The organism is Vibrio sp. 1F255, from assembly GCF_041439145.1.
Taxonomy (GTDB): Bacteria; Pseudomonadota; Gammaproteobacteria; order Enterobacterales; family Vibrionaceae; genus Vibrio; species Vibrio crassostreae_C.
Window position 1 is genome coordinate 128,189 of the sequence record NZ_JBGONQ010000007.1, and the last position, 22,069, is coordinate 150,257.

Annotated in this window: 22 protein-coding genes and 1 pseudogene; 8 read left to right on the plus strand and 15 right to left on the minus strand. The window is 44.5% G+C overall.

The genetic code is table 11. The features are described 5' to 3' along the window. Positions 1-102 precede the first annotated feature (102 nt). Positions 103-1,665: a glutamate synthase-related protein gene (locus ACED41_RS06655; protein ID WP_371724687.1), complete on the minus strand. Its 1,563-nt coding sequence runs from the start codon at positions 1,663-1,665 to the stop codon at positions 103-105. 209 nt (positions 1,666-1,874) lie between these two features. After that, positions 1,875-2,447 carry a DUF1439 domain-containing protein gene (locus ACED41_RS06660; protein ID WP_371724688.1) on the minus strand — a complete coding sequence of 191 codons (573 nt, stop codon included), beginning with the start codon at positions 2,445-2,447 and terminating at the stop codon, positions 1,875-1,877. A gap of 162 nt (positions 2,448-2,609) precedes the next feature. Here ACED41_RS06660 and ACED41_RS06665 point away from each other — a divergent pair, with 162 nt between their 5' ends. The 4 genes from ACED41_RS06665 to ACED41_RS06680 all read left to right on the plus strand — a co-directional run bounded on the left by ACED41_RS06665 (position 2,610) and on the right by ACED41_RS06680 (position 5,831). Beyond that, positions 2,610-2,996, plus strand: coding sequence for a thiol-disulfide oxidoreductase DCC family protein (locus ACED41_RS06665; RefSeq protein WP_017062190.1), 387 nt, complete (start codon positions 2,610-2,612; stop codon positions 2,994-2,996). A gap of 397 nt (positions 2,997-3,393) precedes the next feature. After that, a complete protein-coding gene (locus ACED41_RS06670) occupies positions 3,394-4,737 on the plus strand; it encodes an AarF/ABC1/UbiB kinase family protein (RefSeq protein WP_065584895.1) in 1,344 nt (447 codons plus the stop codon). An 84-nt stretch (positions 4,738-4,821) separates the two neighbouring features. Continuing rightward, a complete protein-coding gene (locus ACED41_RS06675; RefSeq protein WP_371724689.1) occupies positions 4,822-5,367 on the plus strand; it encodes a glutathione peroxidase in 546 nt (181 codons plus the stop codon). Next, positions 5,364-5,831: a DUF3429 domain-containing protein gene (locus ACED41_RS06680; protein WP_017062213.1), complete on the plus strand. Its 468-nt coding sequence runs from the start codon at positions 5,364-5,366 to the stop codon at positions 5,829-5,831. Before ACED41_RS06675 ends, ACED41_RS06680 begins: the two co-directional genes overlap by 4 nt. Positions 5,832-5,872: 41 nt before the next feature. On the opposite strand, the gene ACED41_RS06685 is transcribed toward ACED41_RS06680, so the two are convergent. The 5 genes from ACED41_RS06685 to ACED41_RS06705 form a co-directional block, all read right to left on the minus strand. Then, positions 5,873-6,307 carry a GNAT family N-acetyltransferase gene (locus ACED41_RS06685; protein WP_371724690.1) on the minus strand — a complete coding sequence of 145 codons (435 nt, stop codon included), beginning with the start codon at positions 6,305-6,307 and terminating at the stop codon, positions 5,873-5,875. A 48-nt stretch (positions 6,308-6,355) separates the two neighbouring features. Next, a complete protein-coding gene (locus ACED41_RS06690; RefSeq protein WP_371724691.1) occupies positions 6,356-6,970 on the minus strand; it encodes a LysE family translocator in 615 nt (204 codons plus the stop codon). Positions 6,971-7,068: 98 nt separating this feature from the next. Continuing rightward, the gene (locus tag ACED41_RS06695; RefSeq protein WP_017062216.1) at positions 7,069-7,401 is read right to left on the minus strand and encodes a hypothetical protein; all 333 of its coding nucleotides are present in this window, start codon (positions 7,399-7,401) and stop codon (positions 7,069-7,071) included. Positions 7,402-7,537: 136 nt separating this feature from the next. Beyond that, entirely contained in the window at positions 7,538-8,974 is a 1,437-nt protein-coding gene (locus ACED41_RS06700) for a lipopolysaccharide biosynthesis protein (protein WP_371724692.1), read from the minus strand. A 16-nt stretch (positions 8,975-8,990) separates the two neighbouring features. Beyond that, on the minus strand, positions 8,991-9,917 hold the full coding sequence (locus ACED41_RS06705) for a glycosyltransferase family 2 protein (protein WP_371724693.1): 927 nt from the start codon (positions 9,915-9,917) through the stop codon (positions 8,991-8,993). 316 nt (positions 9,918-10,233) lie between these two features. Here ACED41_RS06705 and ACED41_RS06710 point away from each other — a divergent pair, with 316 nt between their 5' ends. After that, positions 10,234-11,382 (plus strand): glycosyltransferase family 4 protein, encoded by a 1,149-nt coding sequence (locus ACED41_RS06710; RefSeq protein ID WP_371724694.1) that lies wholly within the window; start codon positions 10,234-10,236, stop codon positions 11,380-11,382. Between the two features lie 193 nt (positions 11,383-11,575). Here the strand turns inward: ACED41_RS06710 and ACED41_RS06715 are convergent, their stop codons facing one another. The 4 genes from ACED41_RS06715 to ACED41_RS06730 form a co-directional block, all read right to left on the minus strand. Next, positions 11,576-12,349, minus strand: a complete 774-nt coding sequence (locus tag ACED41_RS06715) for a viroplasmin family protein (protein WP_050652361.1) — start codon at positions 12,347-12,349, stop codon at positions 11,576-11,578. An 81-nt stretch (positions 12,350-12,430) separates the two neighbouring features. Then, the gene (locus tag ACED41_RS06720; RefSeq protein ID WP_371724695.1) at positions 12,431-12,760 is read right to left on the minus strand and encodes an AzlD domain-containing protein; all 330 of its coding nucleotides are present in this window, start codon (positions 12,758-12,760) and stop codon (positions 12,431-12,433) included. A gap of 2 nt (positions 12,761-12,762) precedes the next feature. Then, the gene (locus ACED41_RS06725; protein WP_371724696.1) at positions 12,763-13,491 is read right to left on the minus strand and encodes an AzlC family ABC transporter permease; all 729 of its coding nucleotides are present in this window, start codon (positions 13,489-13,491) and stop codon (positions 12,763-12,765) included. Positions 13,492-13,668: 177 nt separating this feature from the next. Continuing rightward, positions 13,669-14,502, minus strand: a complete 834-nt coding sequence (locus tag ACED41_RS06730; RefSeq protein ID WP_371724697.1) for an AraC family transcriptional regulator — start codon at positions 14,500-14,502, stop codon at positions 13,669-13,671. Between the two features lie 237 nt (positions 14,503-14,739). Between ACED41_RS06730 and ACED41_RS06735 the strand changes: the two genes are divergently transcribed. Then, positions 14,740-15,078, plus strand: a complete 339-nt coding sequence (locus ACED41_RS06735) for a hypothetical protein (RefSeq protein ID WP_017084570.1) — start codon at positions 14,740-14,742, stop codon at positions 15,076-15,078. A gap of 33 nt (positions 15,079-15,111) precedes the next feature. On the opposite strand, the gene ACED41_RS06740 is transcribed toward ACED41_RS06735, so the two are convergent. Next, the gene (locus tag ACED41_RS06740; RefSeq protein WP_371724698.1) at positions 15,112-16,029 is read right to left on the minus strand and encodes a LysR family transcriptional regulator; all 918 of its coding nucleotides are present in this window, start codon (positions 16,027-16,029) and stop codon (positions 15,112-15,114) included. A 90-nt stretch (positions 16,030-16,119) separates the two neighbouring features. Between ACED41_RS06740 and ACED41_RS06745 the strand changes: the two genes are divergently transcribed. Together ACED41_RS06745 and ACED41_RS06750 are read left to right on the plus strand one after the other, a co-directional pair. After that, on the plus strand, positions 16,120-16,752 hold the full coding sequence (locus ACED41_RS06745) for a LysE family translocator (RefSeq protein ID WP_102548287.1): 633 nt from the start codon (positions 16,120-16,122) through the stop codon (positions 16,750-16,752). Between the two features lie 253 nt (positions 16,753-17,005). Further along, positions 17,006-17,647: pseudogene (locus ACED41_RS06750) on the plus strand (transporter substrate-binding domain-containing protein); the annotation flags it as partial. A 260-nt stretch (positions 17,648-17,907) separates the two neighbouring features. On the opposite strand, the gene ACED41_RS06755 reads toward ACED41_RS06750, so the two are convergent. The 3 genes from ACED41_RS06755 to ACED41_RS06765 all read right to left on the minus strand — a co-directional run bounded on the left by ACED41_RS06755 (position 17,908) and on the right by ACED41_RS06765 (position 21,580). Beyond that, positions 17,908-18,492 (minus strand): hypothetical protein, encoded by a 585-nt coding sequence (locus ACED41_RS06755; RefSeq protein ID WP_371724699.1) that lies wholly within the window; start codon positions 18,490-18,492, stop codon positions 17,908-17,910. Then, a complete protein-coding gene (locus tag ACED41_RS06760; RefSeq protein ID WP_371724700.1) occupies positions 18,485-21,136 on the minus strand; it encodes a DUF2235 domain-containing protein in 2,652 nt (883 codons plus the stop codon). Before ACED41_RS06760 ends, ACED41_RS06755 begins: the two co-directional genes overlap by 8 nt. A gap of 237 nt (positions 21,137-21,373) precedes the next feature. Continuing rightward, positions 21,374-21,580, minus strand: coding sequence for an antitoxin Xre/MbcA/ParS toxin-binding domain-containing protein (locus ACED41_RS06765; protein ID WP_371724701.1), 207 nt, complete (start codon positions 21,578-21,580; stop codon positions 21,374-21,376). Positions 21,581-22,069: the final 489 nt, after the last annotated feature.

Here is a 22,069-nt window from a genome sequence, read left to right on the forward strand (position 1 = left end):
TTATAAAGCAGTTGATTATGAAAGGTTTAACATAGGTTGGCATTACACAGGAAAAAGTCAGCACACCCAAAATACATTGAGTGTGCTTTATCGAAGTATTATTTACTTAAAGTGATTTAATGGACAGACACCAGAGTAAGCGACACCGGATAGCTCGGCCATTTCGCGATTCCATGTTGCCAAATCATGAGGGTTAAATTGATTCAAATGATCATGCCCACATGCCCTCGCCATCACTTGCATTAATTCTGTCGAGGCTTCAAAGAAGTTCTTAAGCTGGTTCGATGCTTTCTCGACATTCAAACGCTGACGTAAATCGGCTTTTTGAGTTGCAATACCAGCAGGGCAATTATTGGTGTTACACATTCTCGCCGCCACACAACCTATCGACTGCATGGCACTGTTTGAGATAGCGACACCATCAGCACCAAGCGCCATCGCTTTTACGAAATCCATCGGCACGCGCAAGCCGCCCGTGATGATCAATGTGACTCTGTCACTGACCCCTTGTTTATCGAGATACGCTCTAGCGCGAGCGAGTGCTGGAATAGTGGGAACACTGATATGGTCACGGAACATTTCTGGCGCCGCCCCTGTACCGCCACCACGCCCATCTAAGATGATGTAATCGGCACTGGCATCAAGCGCGAACTGAATGTCTTCTTCGATGTGATTGGCACTTAACTTAAAGCCAATCGGGATACCGCCTGTCACCTCTCGAACACGGTCGGCGAACTTTTTAAAATCCTCGACCGTGTTTAGGTCGACAAAGGTGGGTGGAGAAATCGCTGCCGTGCCCGCTTCAATGCCACGCACCTCCGCGATCTTGCCTATGTTCTTCGCGCCCGGTAAGTGCCCGCCCGTTCCGGTTTTGGCACCCTGCCCGCCTTTAAAGTGGAAGGCTTGAACGTTTTTGAGCTTAGCTTCATCGTAACCAAACTGAGCACTGGCTAATTCATAAAAGTAGCGAGAGTTCGCCGCTTGCTCTTCGGGTAACATACCGCCCTCACCGGAGCAGATACCCGTCCCTGCGAGTTCGGCACCTTTCGCCAATGAGACTTTTGCTTCTTCAGATAGCGAGCCAAAGCTCATATCAGACACAAACAAAGAGATGTCCAATTTAAGCGGCTTCTTCGCTTTGGGGCCAATAATCAGTTCGGTACCAACAGGCACATTTTCTAGCAAAGGCTTAGTCGCCATTTGCGCGACCATCACTTGAATATCGTCCCAGTGAGGTAATAGATGTCTTGGCACGCCCATAGAGGTCATTGGCCCATGATGCCCAACCTTAGATAAACCATCACGCGCTAACTGATGAATAAACTCCACGGTAGGCTCTTCTTTGGTTGCGGTTGCCGCTGGAGATAAATCAGAGGCTGTCGCTTGAATGTTAACTTCAGGGCCTTCTTGCCCAATTTGTTCCGCAGTAAACTGTTTATGAGTGCCATCGCAGAAAGGAAGGTTGTTGGAATACTTACAGCGACAAAGGTAGGCGTCTCCGCTCTCTTCGGCGACAAAGCTTTTCGGTTTGAACCCCGTACCGGCATGAGAACCGTCACAAAACGGTTGGTTTTTCGACTTCCCACAGGTACAGAAGTAATACTTCTCTCCCTTCGTCAGCTCTACTTTAACGGGTTTGTTATCCGCAATTACTGGACTCTTCATAGTTCGCTCACCTTTTCTTTCTTATGATTTGATGACTGAAGCGATGACTTGCTCACAAGAGTAAAGTAAAGGTGAGATACCCAGCGAATTCAATAAATGAGACTGATAGACAAGGTGAGTAAACCGACTAAAAACAGTCATGACCGACTGAGCTCAAACAAAAATGGCTACCTAGTAGGCAGCCATTATGGGTGAGAGCTTAGTCAAAACTAATGCACTGAGGGTGAATCAAACAATTCGATAACCAATTTATTGTCTTTAATCACTAGATTGGGTTCCGATGACTTAATCAACGACTCTTGAACCTTGTTGCTGTCGAGTTTGTAAACCGGAGACTGGGACAAAGCAAAACCTATCATCGATACAGCTGGTTTGAGTAGTGTCTCTATTTCAGGCGAAAGCTGTTTGCCTTTTTCTTCAAAGCGCTCTAGTCGCAGCGACTTTAGATACACCTCGCCACTCTCCTTGTCGTATTCGGGAATCGCGCTGAACTCTAAGTCTAAATCCAACCCCATATTAGGCATATTGAACACTTGAACTTTTGCATTGGTATTCGCCAACACGGACACGCGTTGTGCATCGGCTCGACCAATTTGCACTTCTAGATCATCCACAGCCACTTGTGCGTACATCACACTTTGTACACCAACCTCTTGTTCTAGCATCACTGAGTCTTCAAGGTACTTCGTCATTTCTTGCTCGGTAATACTGTAGCTAACACAACCACTGAGCATCAGGGCTGTCACAGCTATAATCAAACGGTTCATTAACTTTGTTGTCATTGGAGATAGGCTCTTATTTTTTAAATGCATGGAACGGATGTTACCTCTAGATGATACTGTAAATTGGTTGTCACAATAACAGTGTCGGATAACTGGGCAGAATGATCCACCTAAATGGTGATGTCGTATCAATGAGAATTGACGAAAATAGTAAGGAAAACAATGACTGCATTAACGATATTTTACGATGGAACCTGTCCACTTTGTGCAAAAGAGATGGCAGCACTGACTAAGTCTGATTCCAAAGATCAGATCCAGACCGTCGATATCTACAGTGAAGCGTTTTCAAACTACCCGCAAATAGATGCCGAGGCAGCCAATACAATCTTGCATGCACTGGACGAAAACGGAAAGCTGCTGCTCGGTTTAGACGTGACTTACCAAGCGTGGAAGCTAGTAGGAAAGGGTTGGCTGTATGCCCCGTTACGTTGGGCGATTTTTAAGCCAATGGCAGATTGGTGTTATCTACGGTTTGCCAAAAATCGATATAAGATTTCGTTTTGGCTAACCGGAAAATCACGTTGCAACGGTAACAGCTGCACAAAATAGTGTTGAGTTAAGACATGCCGCTGGCGACTTTGTAGTAAACGATGCCAAATAGGGCTGCGAACACCAATACCGTAACGGCCACTTTCAACCAAATAAATTTCATGCTTTGTCCTTTTAATTCTGTTTACTGTTCCACGCGACAAGTTAGCACAACAAAACATACGGTTGTGTAATGATTGATAGAACTTTGTAGTCATACCAATCACAGTAGGTAAGTGTCAAGAAATAGCGCAGGAAAAAAGCTTGAGAACAAGGCGGCTCTTTTCGACAAGAAGTTTAGATAAGTAGTTATTCTACAATCAAAAAATCTAACGACTTTATCGAGATTTTTAACAAGCTAGGGTGAACAGTTATTTACTACGATTGGTATCAACCCTGATTCCCAGAGAGAACCTTTATGTCGGCAAAAGAGAGAAACCTTCCCACACATCGAATTTCTAGATTCAGTAAGTTCGCTTCGTTGGCGACAAGAGTCGCGGGTAACGTGCTAACGGAAGGCACCAAACAAATTGCACAAGGCAACAGGCCCAAAGCAAAAGACTTACTGTTAACGCCACAAAACATTGCTCGCCTGACCGATCAACTCGCACACCTGCGCGGTGCGGCTATGAAGTTAGGACAGATGCTATCAATGGATGCGGGTGATGTCTTAGAACCAGAGTTAGCCGACATTCTCTCTCGCCTGCGCTCCGATGCCGATCCACTGCCAACAAAACAGCTCAATCAAGTGTTAGAAAGCTCGCTCGGGAACCATTGGAAAACCGAATTCCTGTCCTTCAATTTTAAACCGATCGCCAGTGCATCTATCGGACAAGTTCACCAAGCCTATAGTGATGCTGGGGACAAACTCGCAGTCAAAGTCCAATACCCCGGCATTAGAAAAAGTATCGACAGTGATGTAGATAACGTGGGCACGCTGCTCAATATTGTTGGCTTGATACCAAAGTCGGTCGACTACAAAGGCTTGTTAGAAGAGGCAAAGAAACAGCTCCACGATGAAGCAGACTATGCTCGCGAAGCTGATTACGCAACTCGTTACCATGATGCATTGAAAGAATACTCTCACTTCGTCGTACCTAAGATTCATCCGCAAGTCTCTTCAGAATCGGTGCTCGCCATGGACTTCATCGAAGGCGTCTCGATAGAGCAAATCGAAAGTTACGACCAAAGCACACGTGACTTTGTAATGCACAGCTTACTGGAGCTTCTGTTCAGAGAGTTGTTCGATTTTAAGATGGTGCAAACCGATCCCAATTTCGCCAACTACCTTTATGTTGAAAACACCCGACAAATTGGCTTATTAGATTTCGGAGCAACCCGTGAGTACAGTGACCGCTTCAGCGAGGGTTATCGCTTGGCCTTTTCCTCTGTCATTAACAACGATGAGCAAGTGCTCAACCGAGCTTTAGAGCAAATAGGATTCTTTAGCGAGACAATTCTTCCCGAACAACGCCAAGCGATTCTAAATCTAGTGAAGATGGCCTGTGAGCCGATGTTAGTTGACGAAGAGTACGACTTCAAAGCCAGTGGATTGGCACAAAGGCTTCGTGAAGCAGGCACCATTTTGAGCATGGAACAAGAGTATTGGCATACGCCGCCCGCCGATGCGCTGTTCCTGCACCGAAAAATTGGTGGCATGTATCTATTAGCGGCTCGCCTTGGTGCAAAAGTGAATATCAGTCGCTTGGTCGCTCCATATCTTATCTCAGAGAGCAAAAGCACAACTAAAAGCGCGAGTTAATGAGACAGTAAATAATACGCAAAGTGATCATTTCATCGTGCTCAAGAGTAATAACCATTACGCCAACTAAAATGAGCCAACCCTATGAAATGTTCACTACTTTGCTCAACCGCACTGATTACAAACCTCACGAGTTCCATCGCCTTTGCAGCGATCTGTCCCGAAATACTTAATGGCAAACAGCGCTTGTTAAACTCAACCGAAGAAATCGCCTTGTGCGATGAGTTTCAAGGCAAAACTCTATTGGTGGTAAATACAGCGAGCCAATGTGGCTTCACTCCGCAGTTTGAGCAACTCGAGCAACTTCATCAAACCTACAAAGACCAAGGCTTCACGGTTATCGGTTTCCCAAGTAATGATTTTCGCCAAGACAAGGGAAGCGAAGAGAAGACGGCAAAGGTTTGTTACCTAGACTATGGCGTGACCTTCCCAATGATGGCACGAGCTTCACTGTCTGGTAGCAACGCCAACCCCGTGTTTACAGAGATACAACAGCAAGCGGGCGTAACGCCTAAATGGAACTTTTACAAATTCTTGATCAGTAAAGAAGGTAAAGTCGTCGCCACCTTCCCTAGCTCCACATCTCCAGTGAGTGCCACGCTCAAAAACGCGATTGAGCAGCAGTTATGAAGGCGGATTACATGGCAACAACTCAAACCCGTAACACCATGGCCAAACTGGGGTACATGGGGTTAATTCCGTTTTTATTCGGTCTTCTCCTTTCGCTCACCGACAGCCAATTTATGGGGATAAGCGGTGAAACGCTGTTCATCACCTACAGCGTGGCAATTTTGAGTTTTCTTTCAGGGATCTTGTGGGCAAATGGCATCGAAAACTTTGAAAGCCAATCAAGTAACAAAGCACTGCTAATAAGCAACGCGATTGTGCTCATCGCTTGGCTGGCAGTATTGCTTGGCGAACAAAAAGAGCTAGTGACAACTCTGATTCTCATCTTTGGTTATATTGCGGTTTGGCGAGCTGAAAGGACGATGAGAGAAGAGAACCAGAGCCAAGGTCCTGATGGCTACTTTGATATGAGGACTCGGCTGACCTCTAGCGTGGTATTGATGCACGGTATCGTGATGCTAACTTAAGCATGCGATGCCTATATCTAAACAGATACATGAAGCGGGAACTAGATGATGAGCTGCATGACCAGACGAGGCTCATCGTCACCGAAATAATTACTCTCTTCTTTGATGGTCACAAAACCCATCGACAAATACAGCTCACAAGCCGAACTGTTACTTGGATCAACGGTAAGTAAAAGCTTGGAACCTTGTGGCAAGGTTTCTATCGCCAGTTGCATCAATGAACGGCCAATCCCCATACCTCGGTAAGCAGTATCAACAGCCAGTGACAAAACCCAATACTCTTGTTGTTTGTCGGTTGGTGTCATTAATATATAGCCCGCAACCTGCGAATCTTGTTTAGCCACCAGCAAGCCCTTCCCCCAGCAATCAAATGCCTGACGAAAGAAAAACAACGGATAGGCGTGATCGCCAAACAAAGCATGTTCAAGCTGGTAGATATCAGACAATTCCTGTTTTTCCGCACAGACAATATTCATAGATAGACCTTAAAAGATTAACGATAAACTAGACAAGCAAAATGAGAACTACTGTCGACTCACCAACAAATTCGCACCAGATAACGCAAGAAAAACCGAGCACGCTTTGTTGAAACGTTTTGCCATTTGTGGCTTAGAGAACCAGTTTCTGAGGTATAAGCCAAATGCCGCGTAGATCGATATCGCGAGCATTTCTAACACTAGAAAGGTGCTACCTAAAACAAAGAATTGAGTATTTACGTTCGCTGAAACATCGACAAATTGAGGAAGGAATGCAGTGAAAATGAGTATCGCTTTTGGATTGCCAGCAGCGAGTGCAAATTCTTGTTTAAACAGACCAAACCAATTCTTATTTCGTTCGATATCCACGACCGGACTGGCGTGTGAGCGCCATAGGTTGAACGCGATCCACAACAGATACATCGCGCCAAATAGTTTGATCAGGAAAAACAGCGTTTCAGAAGTATAAAGCACAACCGCTAAGCCAGATGCAGCCAAAGCAATCATGCCAGAAAAAGCGAGGATTCTTCCTAGGCCTGCGACAAAGGCGGCCTGAAATCCGTAACAACGGGCGTTGTTCATTGATAACAAATTGTTTGGGCCCGGAGTCATGTTGAGCGCAAAACAAGCGGGGATGAATAGCATTAACTTCCAGATTTCCATTTTTCGTCCTTGTTAAAAACTTCGTAAATATTTAATCAATGAACGAATGCAGAAAGCTCTATATTTACCGCTTCACATGCCGCCATTTTAATTAACCATTACTCGACAATATAATGCTCTTCGTCTGGTTCAATCAAATTCTCTGCAATACCAATTTCGCCCGCGATGAAAATCGCACTCGCTATCGTTTCTAATGTTTTATTCGGCTCTCTATCCGGTACTTCGCCCAATTCAGGAACTGGCTGCGATCGCGAGATTGAATTACAAACGACACTTTCACAAACGATATTGTGTTGCTCCTGTTGGGAAACTTCAGGCGGCTTGAAATCCGGTGAATTGAAGTCGGGAGCAGTAATACCCTCACTTGAAAACTCAGAGGCGCTGTATGAGGCAGCTGAAAACAGAGAAAGGAGCAGCATCCACTTATTCATATATCTTTCCATCGTTAATATTCACTGAATTTATAAATACTATCTAATCAGAAGCATTATGAACAGTGTTTTATTGTCAGGAATTATGATATCTAAGAATGCCGATTAGAAAGCCCAGAGCTTGGATGACATGAATTCAACTCACATGTGAATGCTTACCCAGCATCAACTTGTCGAGCAGAGCTTGCGGGACAACGATCACTGAGTATTTAACAAAGGCCACCAGCGCGATTACACCAACAGCCGATCCAAGAATAAAGTCATGGACATCAACCAACACCAATCCCAGAAGTTGATCACTCGCTATCGCTACTAATGCGATGCTAACTGCGGTTACCCACTTGCTGTGTTCATAAGGTAATTGTTCCATCGCTTGGCTTACAACATACAGAAGCATGAGCCGCACAACATAAGTTGCACAAAGAACCGCGACAACACCCCACACGCCATAAATAGGCGTCACTGTGAAATAACCAATGGCCGCCAAGACCGCACATCCACCTTGAATCCACATTTGAGATTGACTCGAATCGCCACTGAAACAACCAAGGTTAAGATAATCACCTGCATTTTTGATAACGCTAATCGCAAGCAGCGCAACAACAATGGCCCCCGCGTAATGATAACTGCTCGGTAAAATGAGAGAAATAAATCCGGGTACCGTTAGAATCATCAACGAACCTAAAACAATGGCGAGGTTCACTCCGACTAACGCCCTATCGGCACACATCTTACTGCCACCCGGCTGTTGAAGCATCGCCACACGGTTTGGAAACCACCAAAGCGCGTAAGGCTGCAACAACAGACCAAGAATCAACGCGAACTTTCCGCTAACCGCATAAATCGCGAGTTCTTCGACACCGACGAAGCTTGCCATTACCCAGCGGTCGAGCCCCATGATCATATACATTGATGCACCGCCAACCAGAACGGGCAGTCCGAATTTTAAGATCTTCGCCGAGTATTTGAAGCAACCAAAAGATCCCATCTCTTGCCATTGATAACGCACTAAACAAACCATTAGCAACACACTGGATACCGCAGCTGAAATCAACACGCCATCTATACCGTATCCAGCCTCAAGCAAAACAAAAGTCATGATGGCTTGAACACCGGCTTTCAACACATTGAGCATGCAAAAACGTTTCGCCATCGCGTTCATACGCATCAGCGTTAGCGGGATAGAAATCGCCCCATCGAGCATGGTAGGAATAAGCAGAAGCAGTATCTGGTAAGGCTGGAATTCAACTGGCAACATTAAGATTAACAACGGCATACTGAGGGCAATCAAGGCGCCCCCAAGCACGCACACCAGCACGCTCAATGTGAAGCAGTTCGAGACGAGCTTTTGCTTTTCATCACCTTCGGCGACACCCACATAACGATACATGGCATCGACAATACCGAAGCTGAACAATATCGTCCCAATGTCTGCCAGCAAGACAATGGCTTCTAAGGAACCATACTCTGCCAACGTCATATTGTGCGTAATGTACGGGATCATCACCAATGAAATCCCTTTCATCATTAATATACCGATGGCGTAGTAAGCCGACTGCTTTAAAGAACCCATAGTCGTCACCTTTTCCTTACCAAGCTGGCTTTAGGAAACGTTTACAGTCTCCAATTAGGTGTCGCAATGTGCGTTTTTGAGGTGACATGACCAAAGAACGGAAACTGTAGGCAATAGCCTGTCTATTCTGTTGTAAACCTCGATAATAGTCAGCATAACCTTCCAGTATTCTCGCCTTTGCGATTTTGAAGCTAGAAGTGGGTAGATTCCATCGTTGACTGTCATTTTGGTAATGTTGAAGAATAGTCTCTATAGACTGCAAATTTCTCAATTTAAGACTTTCAGTTTGGGTAACAGAGCTCGCTCTCATCAAGTAGCCAACCTGCACCGAGTTCAACACACCGATCTGATGGTTTTCACTCATTCGAAGCCACAGTTCCCAATCTTCCCCATACTTGATGTCAGCATTGAAACTGTCTGTTTGAGAAAACACATCCGCTTTCACCATGACCGTTGATGTTCCAATCACGTTATTTTCTATGATGAACTCCAACGGGTTCTCGATATTGATGAACAGCTCATCTTGATCTTGAAACTGCGACCAGTAACTAAAGCAGTCGACTATTACTTGGTAATCTTCAGTAAGATGCTCGTAGTTAGTAAAGCTCATCGCGAGATCAGGGTAACGTTGATGAAATTCGAGTTGGCGCTCAATTTTTTCAGGAAACCAGAAATCGTCTGCGTCTAAAAAAGCGATGTATTCACCGGTCGCCTTTTCAATCCCTAGGTTTCTCGCTTGAGGCGCACCAACACCCAATGTGGACAACGTAATAATGCGTTCATCGTCTATAGAAGCAAGATACGTCGACGTTCCATCGTTACTGTTATCGTCAATGACAATCAGCTCAACATCTTGATGAGTCTGCTTTAGTACACTGCCAATCGCTTTCGGCAGGTAATCCAAACAATTGTAGGTAGGAATAACAACACTTACTTTAGCCATAATGACGCCCTCAGATTTATACGTTATATGGCTGACGTTGCATGTTCTATGCCGAGAGTGTCTTGCTATGAAATCACATCTAGATCAGCCACCTACGCGTCCATTCTCAAAATGACGACCAAACACAGATGTTCAAAAAAACTGCAACTCCAATTTGATTATCAATTTGAGAAAACGAGCTACCTCTTAAGGGGTAACCATCGAAAAGCAATCAGAAAGCCCTCCAAAGCTACGATTCGATCTTGGTTCGTATCTTGCTTTATTGGTTATTACCTTGGCTTGATAGCTTTAGTCATATGGATTTGAGGAGTAAGGAATGAAGAAAGTAGCATTTGTGGCGCCAACCTACCCAGTACTCAGTGAGACCTTCATTCAAACAGAAGTCGACTCTGTGAAAGCGTGTGGGCACGATGTTTGTGTAATGACGTTCAAAATTGAAAACAGTGAAAAACAGTTCGACTACGACATTGTCGAAATAGGTAAAAATGTTCGGAAGGGTAAAGTCGCCAGCATTAACTGGATAGGTTTCATCAAGGCTGTCTCATTTATTTCTAAGCAAACCAGCATGCCCAAAAAGTCACTGTTCGCTTATGGGTTTAAATTAGCGCTGCAACTCGCGGAAAACGACGTCGAACACGTTCACGCGCATTTCTGTCAGCACACCACTGCTCACGCCATCGTCGCGGCAAAGCTGCTGAATATCACCTGTTCGTTCGTTGCTCATGGTCATGATGTTTACGAGTTCGCTTATGACATTGAACATAAAATCTCATCGAGTGATTTTGTGGTTGCAGTGTGTAAAGACATGCTCGCTGACTTCAATACCATGGCGAAAGGAAACATTAAGCTCCTGCACTGCGGAGTGAATACTAAACAATTCCAACTCAACCCAAAAACCGAAACGAAACAACTTCGCTTTGTTTTCCTTGGCCGATTAGTGGAGCAAAAAGGCATCCACCATCTTATTGATGCATTGGCGCCGATTGCCGAACCTCTCGACATTCATCTCGATATCATCGGTACTGGCGATTTAGAGCAACAGTTAAAATTGCAGGTCAAAGAAAAAGGACTTGCTCGAAACGTGACCTTTCTTGGAGCGAAACCTCACGAATGGGTAAAAGAAAAACTATCGAACTATGACAGTCTAATCGCGCCCTTCTGTTTTTCCGAAACCGGATGTGTGGATACAGGGCCTCTGGTTTTAAAAGAAGCGATGGCTGTGGGAACACCAGTCATTACCACCAACATCATGGGATGCAAAGAGATCGTCTCACCAGAGACAGGCTTTGTGGTTAGCGAAAAAAACGTGGAAGAATTAAGAGAAGCGATTGAGCGTTTCGCGCAGCTAAGCAGCAACGATAAAGCATCGATGGGTTTAAAGGCACGTGAGAGAGTGAAAGACAGTTTTAATTCGATCAAACAAGCTCAGCAATTATCTCGTTGGATAGAGAACCCAGCTCAATAAGGATTAACTCAGGCAGTAAGCATCGCAAGGGCTGCTACGTCTCACAAGAACGACTAAGCACCATAAGAAAGCGGAGCACCACAAAACAAAAGAGCGCTACATCAATTTGAAATGTAACGCTCGTCAAACACTGCCCAATGATCGCGACTTATGCTTTCAGTAACTTTCATTAGCTTTTCATTAAGAAGCCTAACTAGCCTGCTCGCAGTGCCAAAATAGACTCAATATCTTCGATGTCACGATATTGAGCGAGTTGTTGCTCTTTCGATGAAATAGCCACAATCGACATTCTATCGGCCAGTTCGTTACCTTCAATACCAACGTGTCCGTTCACATGGTAGATGGTAATTTTTGAAGCCAGTTCTTGGTAGAGCGCATATGCAGGCTTAATAATATCGAGGTTTTTGATCTCGCCGCCCGACTTAGTCCAGCCCTTTTTCTCCCAACCCGTTGCCCACTTAGTAATACAATCAATTGAGTACTTAGAGTCACAATAGATCGCAACAGACAGACCCGCGTTTAGCTTCTCTTTTGCGAGCAAAAACGCCTGTTTAAGGCCATGCAACTCAGCGGTATTATTGGTACCAACAGGTTGATACAAGCCATACCACAATTCGGTTAATTGGTTGTTTTGGTATACCGCTAACCCCGTCCCTGCTTCACCAGGGTTTGGTTCACACGCACCATCAGTAAAGATCTTGATATCAAAAGGCATATCTGTGATTTGCTGCTCCGAAAGAGGCGGCACCTTAGCTTTCGTCGACTTACCCGCAGAGCTTGGCTTTGTCGCAGTAGAACCTGACGCAGACGACGTTTTACCACCGAAAGCAGACTCAGCCTCGTCTAGTGTTGGAAACGATTTATATCTCGCACCAGCGAAACCATCGACTTGGGATTTACACTCGTTCCAAGTGGTAAAAATACCCGGTGTGCGACCTTTCCAAACCACATAATATTTCTTAGCCAAACTAACTCCTTACCAAAACCTAAACACACAAACAGTGAATCAGTACATTAGATGCCACCACGCTATACGTTGCAAGGTCAATCAGTTAAAAAGGTAATCAACCGCAACGAGGTTATAAAATAAAAACACCGCCATGCTGACGCCGATCGTTAGCAACACATTGCCTGTTTTCCAAATCAACAGACCTGTGACCAGCGCGCCTATTAAGTATGGGTTTTCAAGGCTTGGCCAAAATGTTTGTTCAGGAGCAAATACAATTGGCCCCCAAATCGCAGTCAGCACCGCTGGGCTTGAATAGCGCAATAGGCGCCTTGCGGTTTGATTGAGTCGAAGCGGGATTGCAGGCTCAAGAAACAAATACCGACTAAAGAAAACAATCGCAGTCATGAGGAATATCGTTAACCAAATCATCTCTATTTCCCCTCCACGATTGTCTTGTTACCGTTGTTTCGCTCTTGGAACGATTCGCTGATAAAGCCCGCTAACATTCCGGCAATCGCTGCAATCATTAGCCCGCCCTCAATATTGTTAACCGACATAGCAACTGAAGTGACCAATGAAACCACCACACATACGACGACAGGCACTGTTCTGATTAATGGAAAAACTAACGCAATAAAGGTTGCTGCGACCGCGAAGTCGAGCCCAATCTCGTTAAGTGATGGAATTTGGCTTCCCGCGACAATGCCAACAAAGCTCGCGATATTCCAAACAAGATAAAAACCGCCGCCTACACCCGCAGCATACCAGCGATTAAATTCTTTCTGAGACTGCCCGCTACAAATCGCGAACAGCTCATCGGTGAGCCAAAAGCCCAGCAATAAGCGCCAACGAGCCGGAAGGTGACTGATTTTTTCGCGCATCGATACGCTATACAGAAAGTGCCTTGAGGTGATGAATAAGGTAGTCAACAACATGGTGCCTAGACCAATACCCGCTTTAAACATACCCGCGGCGACAAGTTGCGCTGAGCCAGCAAACAAAATAGCCGACATCGCTTGCGCTTGAAGCTGACTCAATCCTGCATCTATCGCATATGAACCCGCTAGAATTCCCCAAGGGATTACCGCAATGCTCAAAGGCATTCCCGCTAAAACGCCCTTCCATAACTGTGTTCGTCTATCCATTGTTTCACTATCCATATAGTTCTTTTCTCTCTTCACATTGGCTATTCAATGTAAGAGGAGTTGAGTCGGTTCGATTGTACAAACTTGCTCGATTTCATGCCCCTCTGTTTGCCACACTTAACCGTACTTAACAGCACTTAACAGCACTTAACCGCACTTAACACAAGTTAGCCATGCCTTAGACACGCAAGTTTAGAGCATTCTGATGTATTGCCCCGGCGTGTATCCATTGGCCTTTTTGAAGTGTCGATGAAAATGGCTTTGATCATGAAAACCACACTCTTGCGCGGTATCAGAAATGGTATGTCCCTGTTTCAATAACTTACGCGAAAGCCTTAACCGAGATTGGATTTGATACGCATGCGGCGGAAGACCAAATTCTTTCTGAAAAGAACGCACTAAGTGAAACGGGCTCAATGCCGCTAGCTTAGATAGCTCCTCTAGGGACACATCGGCTTGTGGAAAATCATCTAAGAACTCTTTCACTAAGACAAGTTGGCGCTGAGTTTTCCCATCGAGTTGAGGGTTAAGCGGCGATTTTCCGTGTCGGCTAATCAGTTTAACCAACATCCCGTACATCAAGGTTTCTCTTAACAAGCGATTGTCAGATTCATCAATCGTGTTAAAGACTAATCTCAATTGATTGGCGAGTTCAGGGTCTTCAACAACCGCTCTTGGGAAGTAAGGCGCGCCGTAGTTCGGTAGGTTAAGCTCTTGAGTGATCTTGGCAAGTTGCTCTGGGAGAGGATACATGGCTCGATATGCCCAACCACCTTCAGTGGCAGAGTGACCGCTATGAACTTCGTCGGCATTGACCAGAATGATCGCATCTTGTGGTGCTATATGATGCCCGCCCGTCCGATAGAAACGCTGAGCGCCCTGCTCAATAACACCAAGTGTGTAGCCCTCGTGGCTATGGCGCGAGAAGTTCTGCTTTTCGTATTCAGCATTAAGGGTTTCAAGGCCACCGAGCTCTTCTGTGAGCTTATATTCGGCCTTTTCTTTAGAGCGTTTCTTGTTCTCCATAACAATCCCCAAGCCTGTTGATTATCGAGTGACTTATCAGTCTACTCTATAGTCTCTTTCAGCTTTTGTACAAAATTGCGCTTTTGTTTGTTAATACCGTTTTTATCGTTGGCTTAATAACGCTTTCTAACTGGGAGGAAAGTCTTGGTCTATAACTAGTTGGCGAGAAATTGACAAATTAGTGTGGCAATCATGGCAATACTCTCTTCAAATCATCGGCAACAGATCTGATACACCATGAAAAATACGCTAATCCTTTTCTTTTTCCTGAGCCTAACTGGGTGCACTCATAACCAATCAAAAGCACTGAGCATGAATTCCTCGTCGGTTAATACATACCCACAATCAATGTCGAACCTGCAACTGTGCGACACCTTGTATTACGGGCGCTCAAGTAACCAGACACTCGCAGCAATTGGCAGTGAATTCAATCGAAGAGGGTTATCAAAAAGTTGGTGTGATACTGAAACCAACAAGCTCTATCTAACAAAGACGATTGATTGGGTTGCTGACCAAGTAGAAGACAAAGAAGATTCGGAGGAAGAAGCGTCTGCCGTTGTGTTGCCTGCGAATTAAATGAGGCAATGACAGCTAAACGTCTGTTCGCACTTAATGACCTCGCTTGCTTAGGTAATTAAGTGACCTATTTTTACTCAAAAAATCCCAAGTTAACCTGGCTGCGTTCGAAGAAAAACAACCGCTTCTTTTCGCTACACAAATATTACGAGGGTACTCGGGCGCAAGAGGAATAACATTTACGCTGGGATGAGATTCTGGAACGGCAAGCTCTGCAACAATAGAAACACCTAAGCCCGCTCTAATCAAAGCAAGTATCGAGGTCAATTGAACAATGGTGTGTTTTTCTCTAAGGCGAGATTTTGATAGCTTAAACCATTCTCTAATGAGCGCCTCGCTGCCCCCTTTACTCAATATAAAATCTCGATCTTCGATATCCACAGCCGACAAAACTGGCAGCTGGGATAAAGGGTCATCTTCATGAACTAAAGCCACCATACGGTCAGTAAAAACTGGGATGATATCTAGATCCAAATACTCTTTATCAACCGCGATTGCAAAATCTACGCGCCCCTCTCGCAATGCTAATAATGCTCCTTCATCAGTAAACTCGCTTATTTCAATTTTAACTTGAGGTAAGTGTTGGCTGATCGCATGAATTAGGCTGGGTAAAATATGTGTGGAAGCGGATGCGCCAAAAGAAGCCACTTTCACCTGTCCAGCCCCATCTTTTTGAATAAGTCGAAGCTGTCTCAATAACACCCCTCCCTGCAACTCCTGCTGTTTCGCGAACTCAGCAATCAACCTCCCTTCCTCTGTTAACAATAAGGGACGACTGTCTCTTCGGACTAAAGCGAAACCTAACACATCTTCAGCACGTCGAAGAGCTTTGCTCGCTGCGGGTTGGCTGACTCCTAATACCAGAGCGGCATCAGTGATACTTCCGAGCGCTAGTAACTGCAGAAGTAATTTGGGAACTAATGATGGGATGCTTTCCAAGTCTTCAACCATTTATATAACCTCAGGTTATTTTGATATCTATCTCTATGCTAGCAGACTACTTTTTCCGAAAAATAGATACCAGTCACCCGGAGAAAACAAATGACTATAGAAACATGGCTAACCTTCTGCCTCGCTTCACTTATCTTAACCATGACGCCAGGTCCCAGCATTTTGTTGGGCGTCATTCATTCAATGAAATATGGCGTTAATAAAGCTATTTTTACGGCACTAGGCGATATCTCAGCAAACTTCATACAGATGATCATTGTTGCTGTTGGACTTGGCGTCATAATGTCAACGTCTGAGCTGGCGTTCACCGTTATCAAGTGGCTTGGAGTCACAACATTGCTGTATATGGGTATCAAGATGTTGCGTGATAAACCTGAGTGTGATGCACAAATAACCACCAATTCACCCACCGCGATTTCAGGCCACAGACTCTATTTAAGTGGTTTCTTCGTTGCAGCGGGTAACCCCAAAGCGATTGTCTTTTTCACTGCATTCTTCCCCCAGTTCATAGACCCAACCAAGCCCCTGTTATCACAAATGTTGGTGATGTGCCCCACAATGGCAGTGTTGGATTTTACGTGGGTGATGATTTACGCCACCTCTGCCAAAAAGCTTCTCGGGTTTATGCAAGATCACCCAACGTACCTGAATAAAATCGGTGGCTCAGCGCTTTTAACTGCAGCCATCGCACTCGCAGTAACAAGTCACAGCTCCAACCTATAGTCGAGCCAGTAAAGGGAAAAACAATAAATTGGGTTTCATTCGAGGGGAAAAATCGTCTGCTGTAACGCTACCTGCGGATTAATCGGATAAGTATTGTTAACGTCCTTAAATACGCTAACAGTACTTCTGGCAATAAAACTGGAGCAAACTAATTGATCTGCATGCCTTTGCTCACATCAATATGCATTTGCATTGATAAATGTTAACAATTGGTTAATTATCCATATCCATTATTACTATAAGGAAATAACCAATGAAATGGATACTTGTTGCATTCGTCAGTGTTTTCTCTGTGTTCACATACGCAAAAGATTGGAAACAAATTCGCTTTACTGTTGAAGGGGCCTACCCACCGTTCAGTTGGACAACGCAAGATGGTGAATTAGAGGGGTTTGAAGTCGATTTAGCCAACGCCTTGTGTATCGAATTAGAAGTAAAATGTATCATCTCAAAAACTGATTGGGACGGTATTATCCCATCACTTTTAAGCCGTAAAAACGATGCAATTATAGCGGCTATGACCATTACCGAAGAACGTGAAAAGAAAGTTAATTTCACTATGCCTTACGCTAAAGTTCCCACTCGTTTTGTCATGGAAAAGGGGCGTGAAATCAATATGGATGACGGCAGCTTAAATGAACTAACAATTGGGGTTCAACGAGCAACTATTGGTGACAAGTACCTTTCTGAGATCTATCCAGATGTAGATATCAAACGTTACGGCTCATTCGATGAAGCCTTTACCGACTTACTCAACGGCCGCTTAGATAGCGTGTTTGGTGGTTCAATGGGGCTCAACGCAGGCTTTCTTGAAACGGATCAGGGTAAGGACTATCACTTTACAGGCCCTAAATTTACAGAAGAGAAGTGGTTTGGTCGTGGTATTGGTGATGCTTGCAACATAAGTCTTCATAACGGAAACCAACTATCAACGAGTTAAAGTACCATTTGCAACATAAGTTCGCATAAAATTGCATCGGAAGTCTGCATATTTGTAGAACTGCTAAAATTCAACGTAGTAAAATTACCACACTACAAACAATCGTCTAGAAAGACATAGTGAGCATGCGTATAACAAACTTTTGGACAAACCATTAATAACTATAAGTATCTTGAAGTGCTATTTTAATGGTGCGGAGCAGTTAAGTATCAAAACTATAATTCGAATGGTACAGGCGAAGACTCACCTTTACCATCAAACAAAACAACCACTTCAGTTGTGCTTGATGGGTTCATCACCACCCATCCATTTGGATCCGCGACTTCACTTGGTGAACAATCCATCCGGTAAGAATAACAACCAACAGTAAACATAACTTGAATACGCTCTTCATCTACGATGACCTGCATTGAAGCTCGATTAGGCTGGTAGTCTTTATAATAATGTTGCAGAGTGCGCATTTTTTTCTCTGCTAATTCAGAGTCGATCGGTGCATCAATACGGTAGTAAGTTAGTGTTTCACCCTTGTCGCTGCGGCCTTTACGCCAAGTTCCTTTGATGTATTTTGGGACGCCCATTTTACCGATGTCAGCACTGGCTCCAGGGTAACCATTAACGCCACCATAACCAAAGCCTGTCCATCCACCGCCTGTGGTTTGAATAGCGACATCTCGGATCCCGTAGTTTCCACTAATACTTCCAGCATTACCGATGGTCGCTTTTATTAACGGCTGCTCTTCTTGACAGCCACTTAAGGCGACGACTGCTATGAAGAGTAACGTGATTAAGTGCTTAGGCATTGTCCCAAATTCTCCGCTCTGGTGTTTTTTCTGTTTTTTCATCTGTCGTAATGCCATTTATAATCGTTTCAGCTATCGTCTTATAAGGGAGATTCATCACCGTATCATGAGAGCGGTGGATATAGTTGTCAAAGATCACCGGTGACTGAAGCGTTGCTTTCCAATCTTCAACGGTTATTTCTCCCAATGGCTTGGTTGATAATTCACCCCATAAAGATTGGCAAAGCTCATCGGTGACATAGTCAGGGGTTAGGTTTTCCTGATAATCATCTTCAAACCAATCAATGCCAACCATTGCTCCTTGCTGCTTCATGCGTTCAAGGGCTAGTCCTGCTATCGCATTACTCACGGGTTTAAAGTGATAAAAATAGAGCGTGTTGTCTTTTTCTTTAACCTCACCGTAGTGGCCAAATCGTTGTCGGCACATCTTTTTCCATTCGGTGTCTTTAACTTGACGAGTGCGCTCTATCATCGCAGCCTTATCTAGACTTCCCCCTGGATATGCAAAATTAGCGTGCACTATATCAATGATTTCTGATTTTATTTCGTTACGGTTATAGGTACTGCTCACCGGAAAGCCCACATAGTCAGGGAGTCCCCCTTTCTCGTATTGCTCAATTGAAGGATAACCGCCTCCCACATCGGTATGGCATCCAGGAAAATGTTCTTGGTAGAAATTATCGGGTAACCAATTATCACGACTCAGTGAGGTTAATGGGAAGTTTTTCCGATACTCATGTTCGGCAACCAACTGCAAGACCGTGGTGGCCATCGTCGGCTCTAGGCCCAACTGAAAATTACCTTCATCGTTATTGCCAGCTAAGTAAAACGACCCTACGGTATCAAATAACCCCAAGAACCGTACACTGACGCCTTTCGTATCATCTCGCTCATAACCACCTTCTTCTGAAAACTTTTTGTTGCTTTCATTACCCAGTAGATGAGGGTAAATCGTGACATCTGCTTGCTTGCCCGTGACAGGTCGATGGTAATCAGGTAAACCTTGATACAGGGTATTAACAAAGTGACGAGACAAAGCAGCACCTCGACTAAAGCCGAAGACATCAAAAACGATATGAGTGATGTCATTATAAGAGCCCGATTGATCCAATTCATCGATAGTGCGCTGAAACTGACTAAGCAAACTTTGCCATTTGTAAAAGGCTCCATTTTCACCATCCACATAGTTGAGCAAGATTTTACCACTAATGCCCGCAATAGCATCAGCAAGGTCTCCATCAAACGCCTGTTGTGCACTCACCCCTAGCGCCTGCTCTGGACCGGTTTCATCTTTTGCTGCATCGATGATGGAGGGGCGCTGACTGTCGTCTTCAATGTCGACGGTGCCTACTCCCGATATATATATTTTTGCTGATTCACCTTGAATTTGAGGATAAGCCGCAAACAAACGCGCCACATTACTGCGAGACTTATTTCCACGCAGCTCTTTGTAAGCGTCATTCTTATCGTTGGCCCCCGTGCCATCAAAAAACACGCCGATACGAAAGAGTTTTTCGGGGCGAAGATTCACGACCGGAATACCTTTGGCAACGAGACTGGGACTATTGATGGCGACAATCTCTGTCCCATGTAATAAACGGCCAGGGTGTGAGTAATGGCAATCCAGAGGGGCATGATACCGTTCGTTAGGAGTTTCCTTGCCCTGTCCAGCATCAACAAGTTCTGAAATATTCAACGAAAGTCCTTGCTCATTGAGCCACGCTGGATTCACCGTAGAAAACTCATCTTGTGTCAACTTACGAGGTAGATAGAGTAAGTGCTGGTTGTCCAATACCTGATTATCGATACGCCATTGAATCGGTATCGCACTTTGCCAAGCGGTAGGACGAAGCTCATCGCTAAGAGTGAGTTCATCCGAATAGGTCAGGCAGAACCGACAATTACCATTACCGATAATTTTGTACTCTTGAACGAGCTTGCCTTCACTAAAATGGTAATAATACCCTTGAGTGGCAAGCCCTAGTCGTTCACCAAACTGTACAGCCGGCATCACGACGAGGAAAGCTTCATTGAGCGAATTTGTCCCTTTAGGCTTGGCTAAGACGTCAGAGATTGATAGGGGTACTGAAGAACCTCTCGATGACAATGCAAGCGTCCTTGGCGCACCCTCTTTTATGTTGGCCACCAATTGAATGCTGTGCTCGTTTTCTTGCTCGCTCCAACGGGAATGTATCGGTGAAGTACTCGTTTTAGCTAACGCCATGTCCCACCCAACATGCTCTTTAAAAGACGACTGGGAGCAAGAGATCTCAAAAGCGTACTCAAGATCTGGTCTTTGGTCTTCTTCCGTATGGCTGACGGTGGTTTGGACGCTTGCGAGTTTAGGCTCTTGATGCACAGGAGGGTAGTACGCACTTTTATAAGAAGAAGCGGACACTGAAGATGACGCTTTTACTGCCACCCACCTTTCTGATTTTAATCGGGACTTTAATGCATTGAGGTAAGCATTTCGGCTTTGTCCCACAAAAGGAGCAAGTATTCGTCTCAGATCGTCAGGCAGCGTATCATGAAATTTAGATATTGAACCACTGTCAATCAAGTAGCTTGTTAACTCATCGGCAGCAACAGACTGGCCACCTTGCTTTTGATGAAACTCTACTACTTTTATATCCGATATACTCATGCCACTTATTCCTGTACAAGTCCGACTAATTACTGGCGAATAAATAATCTTATTTTACTGAATAATATGGTGTGCGTGTGCCGTTCTTCCCTGTCATTATGACTGAATTACCAGAGAGTCAGTATCAACTGATGAACCTGTTAGAAAAAAGTTAAATGATGTGCTAATTGAGTGATTGGTTATTTTCTGAAAGAATGGATGTGGCAGAAGTACTTTAGGCAAATTGTGCAACAAAGGTCACGAAAACACTCCATACTCTAAACGGCCGATCAAATTGAGTACAGCCTTGGTGTCTTCGGCTGTCGAAAGCATATCAATTGGTCGTTTGTTGCCAAGCCCTCGAGCTGGGTGCTTGAGCCAGTGATTAGCAGCGTCTTCACTACCAAACAGTGCTAACGCAGTCTGAAATACTTTATCAAAATTCTTTTTGGTTTCTTTATTCACCTTAAACTCCACCTAAATTTATGTGATAAGTCTTATACACCATACCTACATTAGAAAAAGTTGGTCAAATAATGATTAGCTAACTTATAGATAGTAATGAGCTCAACAAAAATGGGGCAGAGACGAGTCAGCACAATAGTGCCAACAAAGCTCTTCACGGTTTTCACCCTGAATAGAGTTTACTAAGCTCGCCCGAAAGCTTTTAAGAAGTTCTTGGAGTGTTGGTGAAATCTTATATGCTCGGGGTGATTAACCTTCCTCTTTCCCTTAAAAGGCGGCGCAATATATCCCCAATTTGAACATCTTGAGAAATATATTACATAATCAATCTGTGTATTCTGCCATTGGTCAGTAACAACGGTGTTTTCATCAAAGCACTCTACCGATTTCACTTGAATTCGATAGAACTTATTCCCATCAGAAACCAGTACATCAGGGCGTTGTTGATCAAATCAGCTTGAGGTTCAACGACGCCATATTTGACTAATC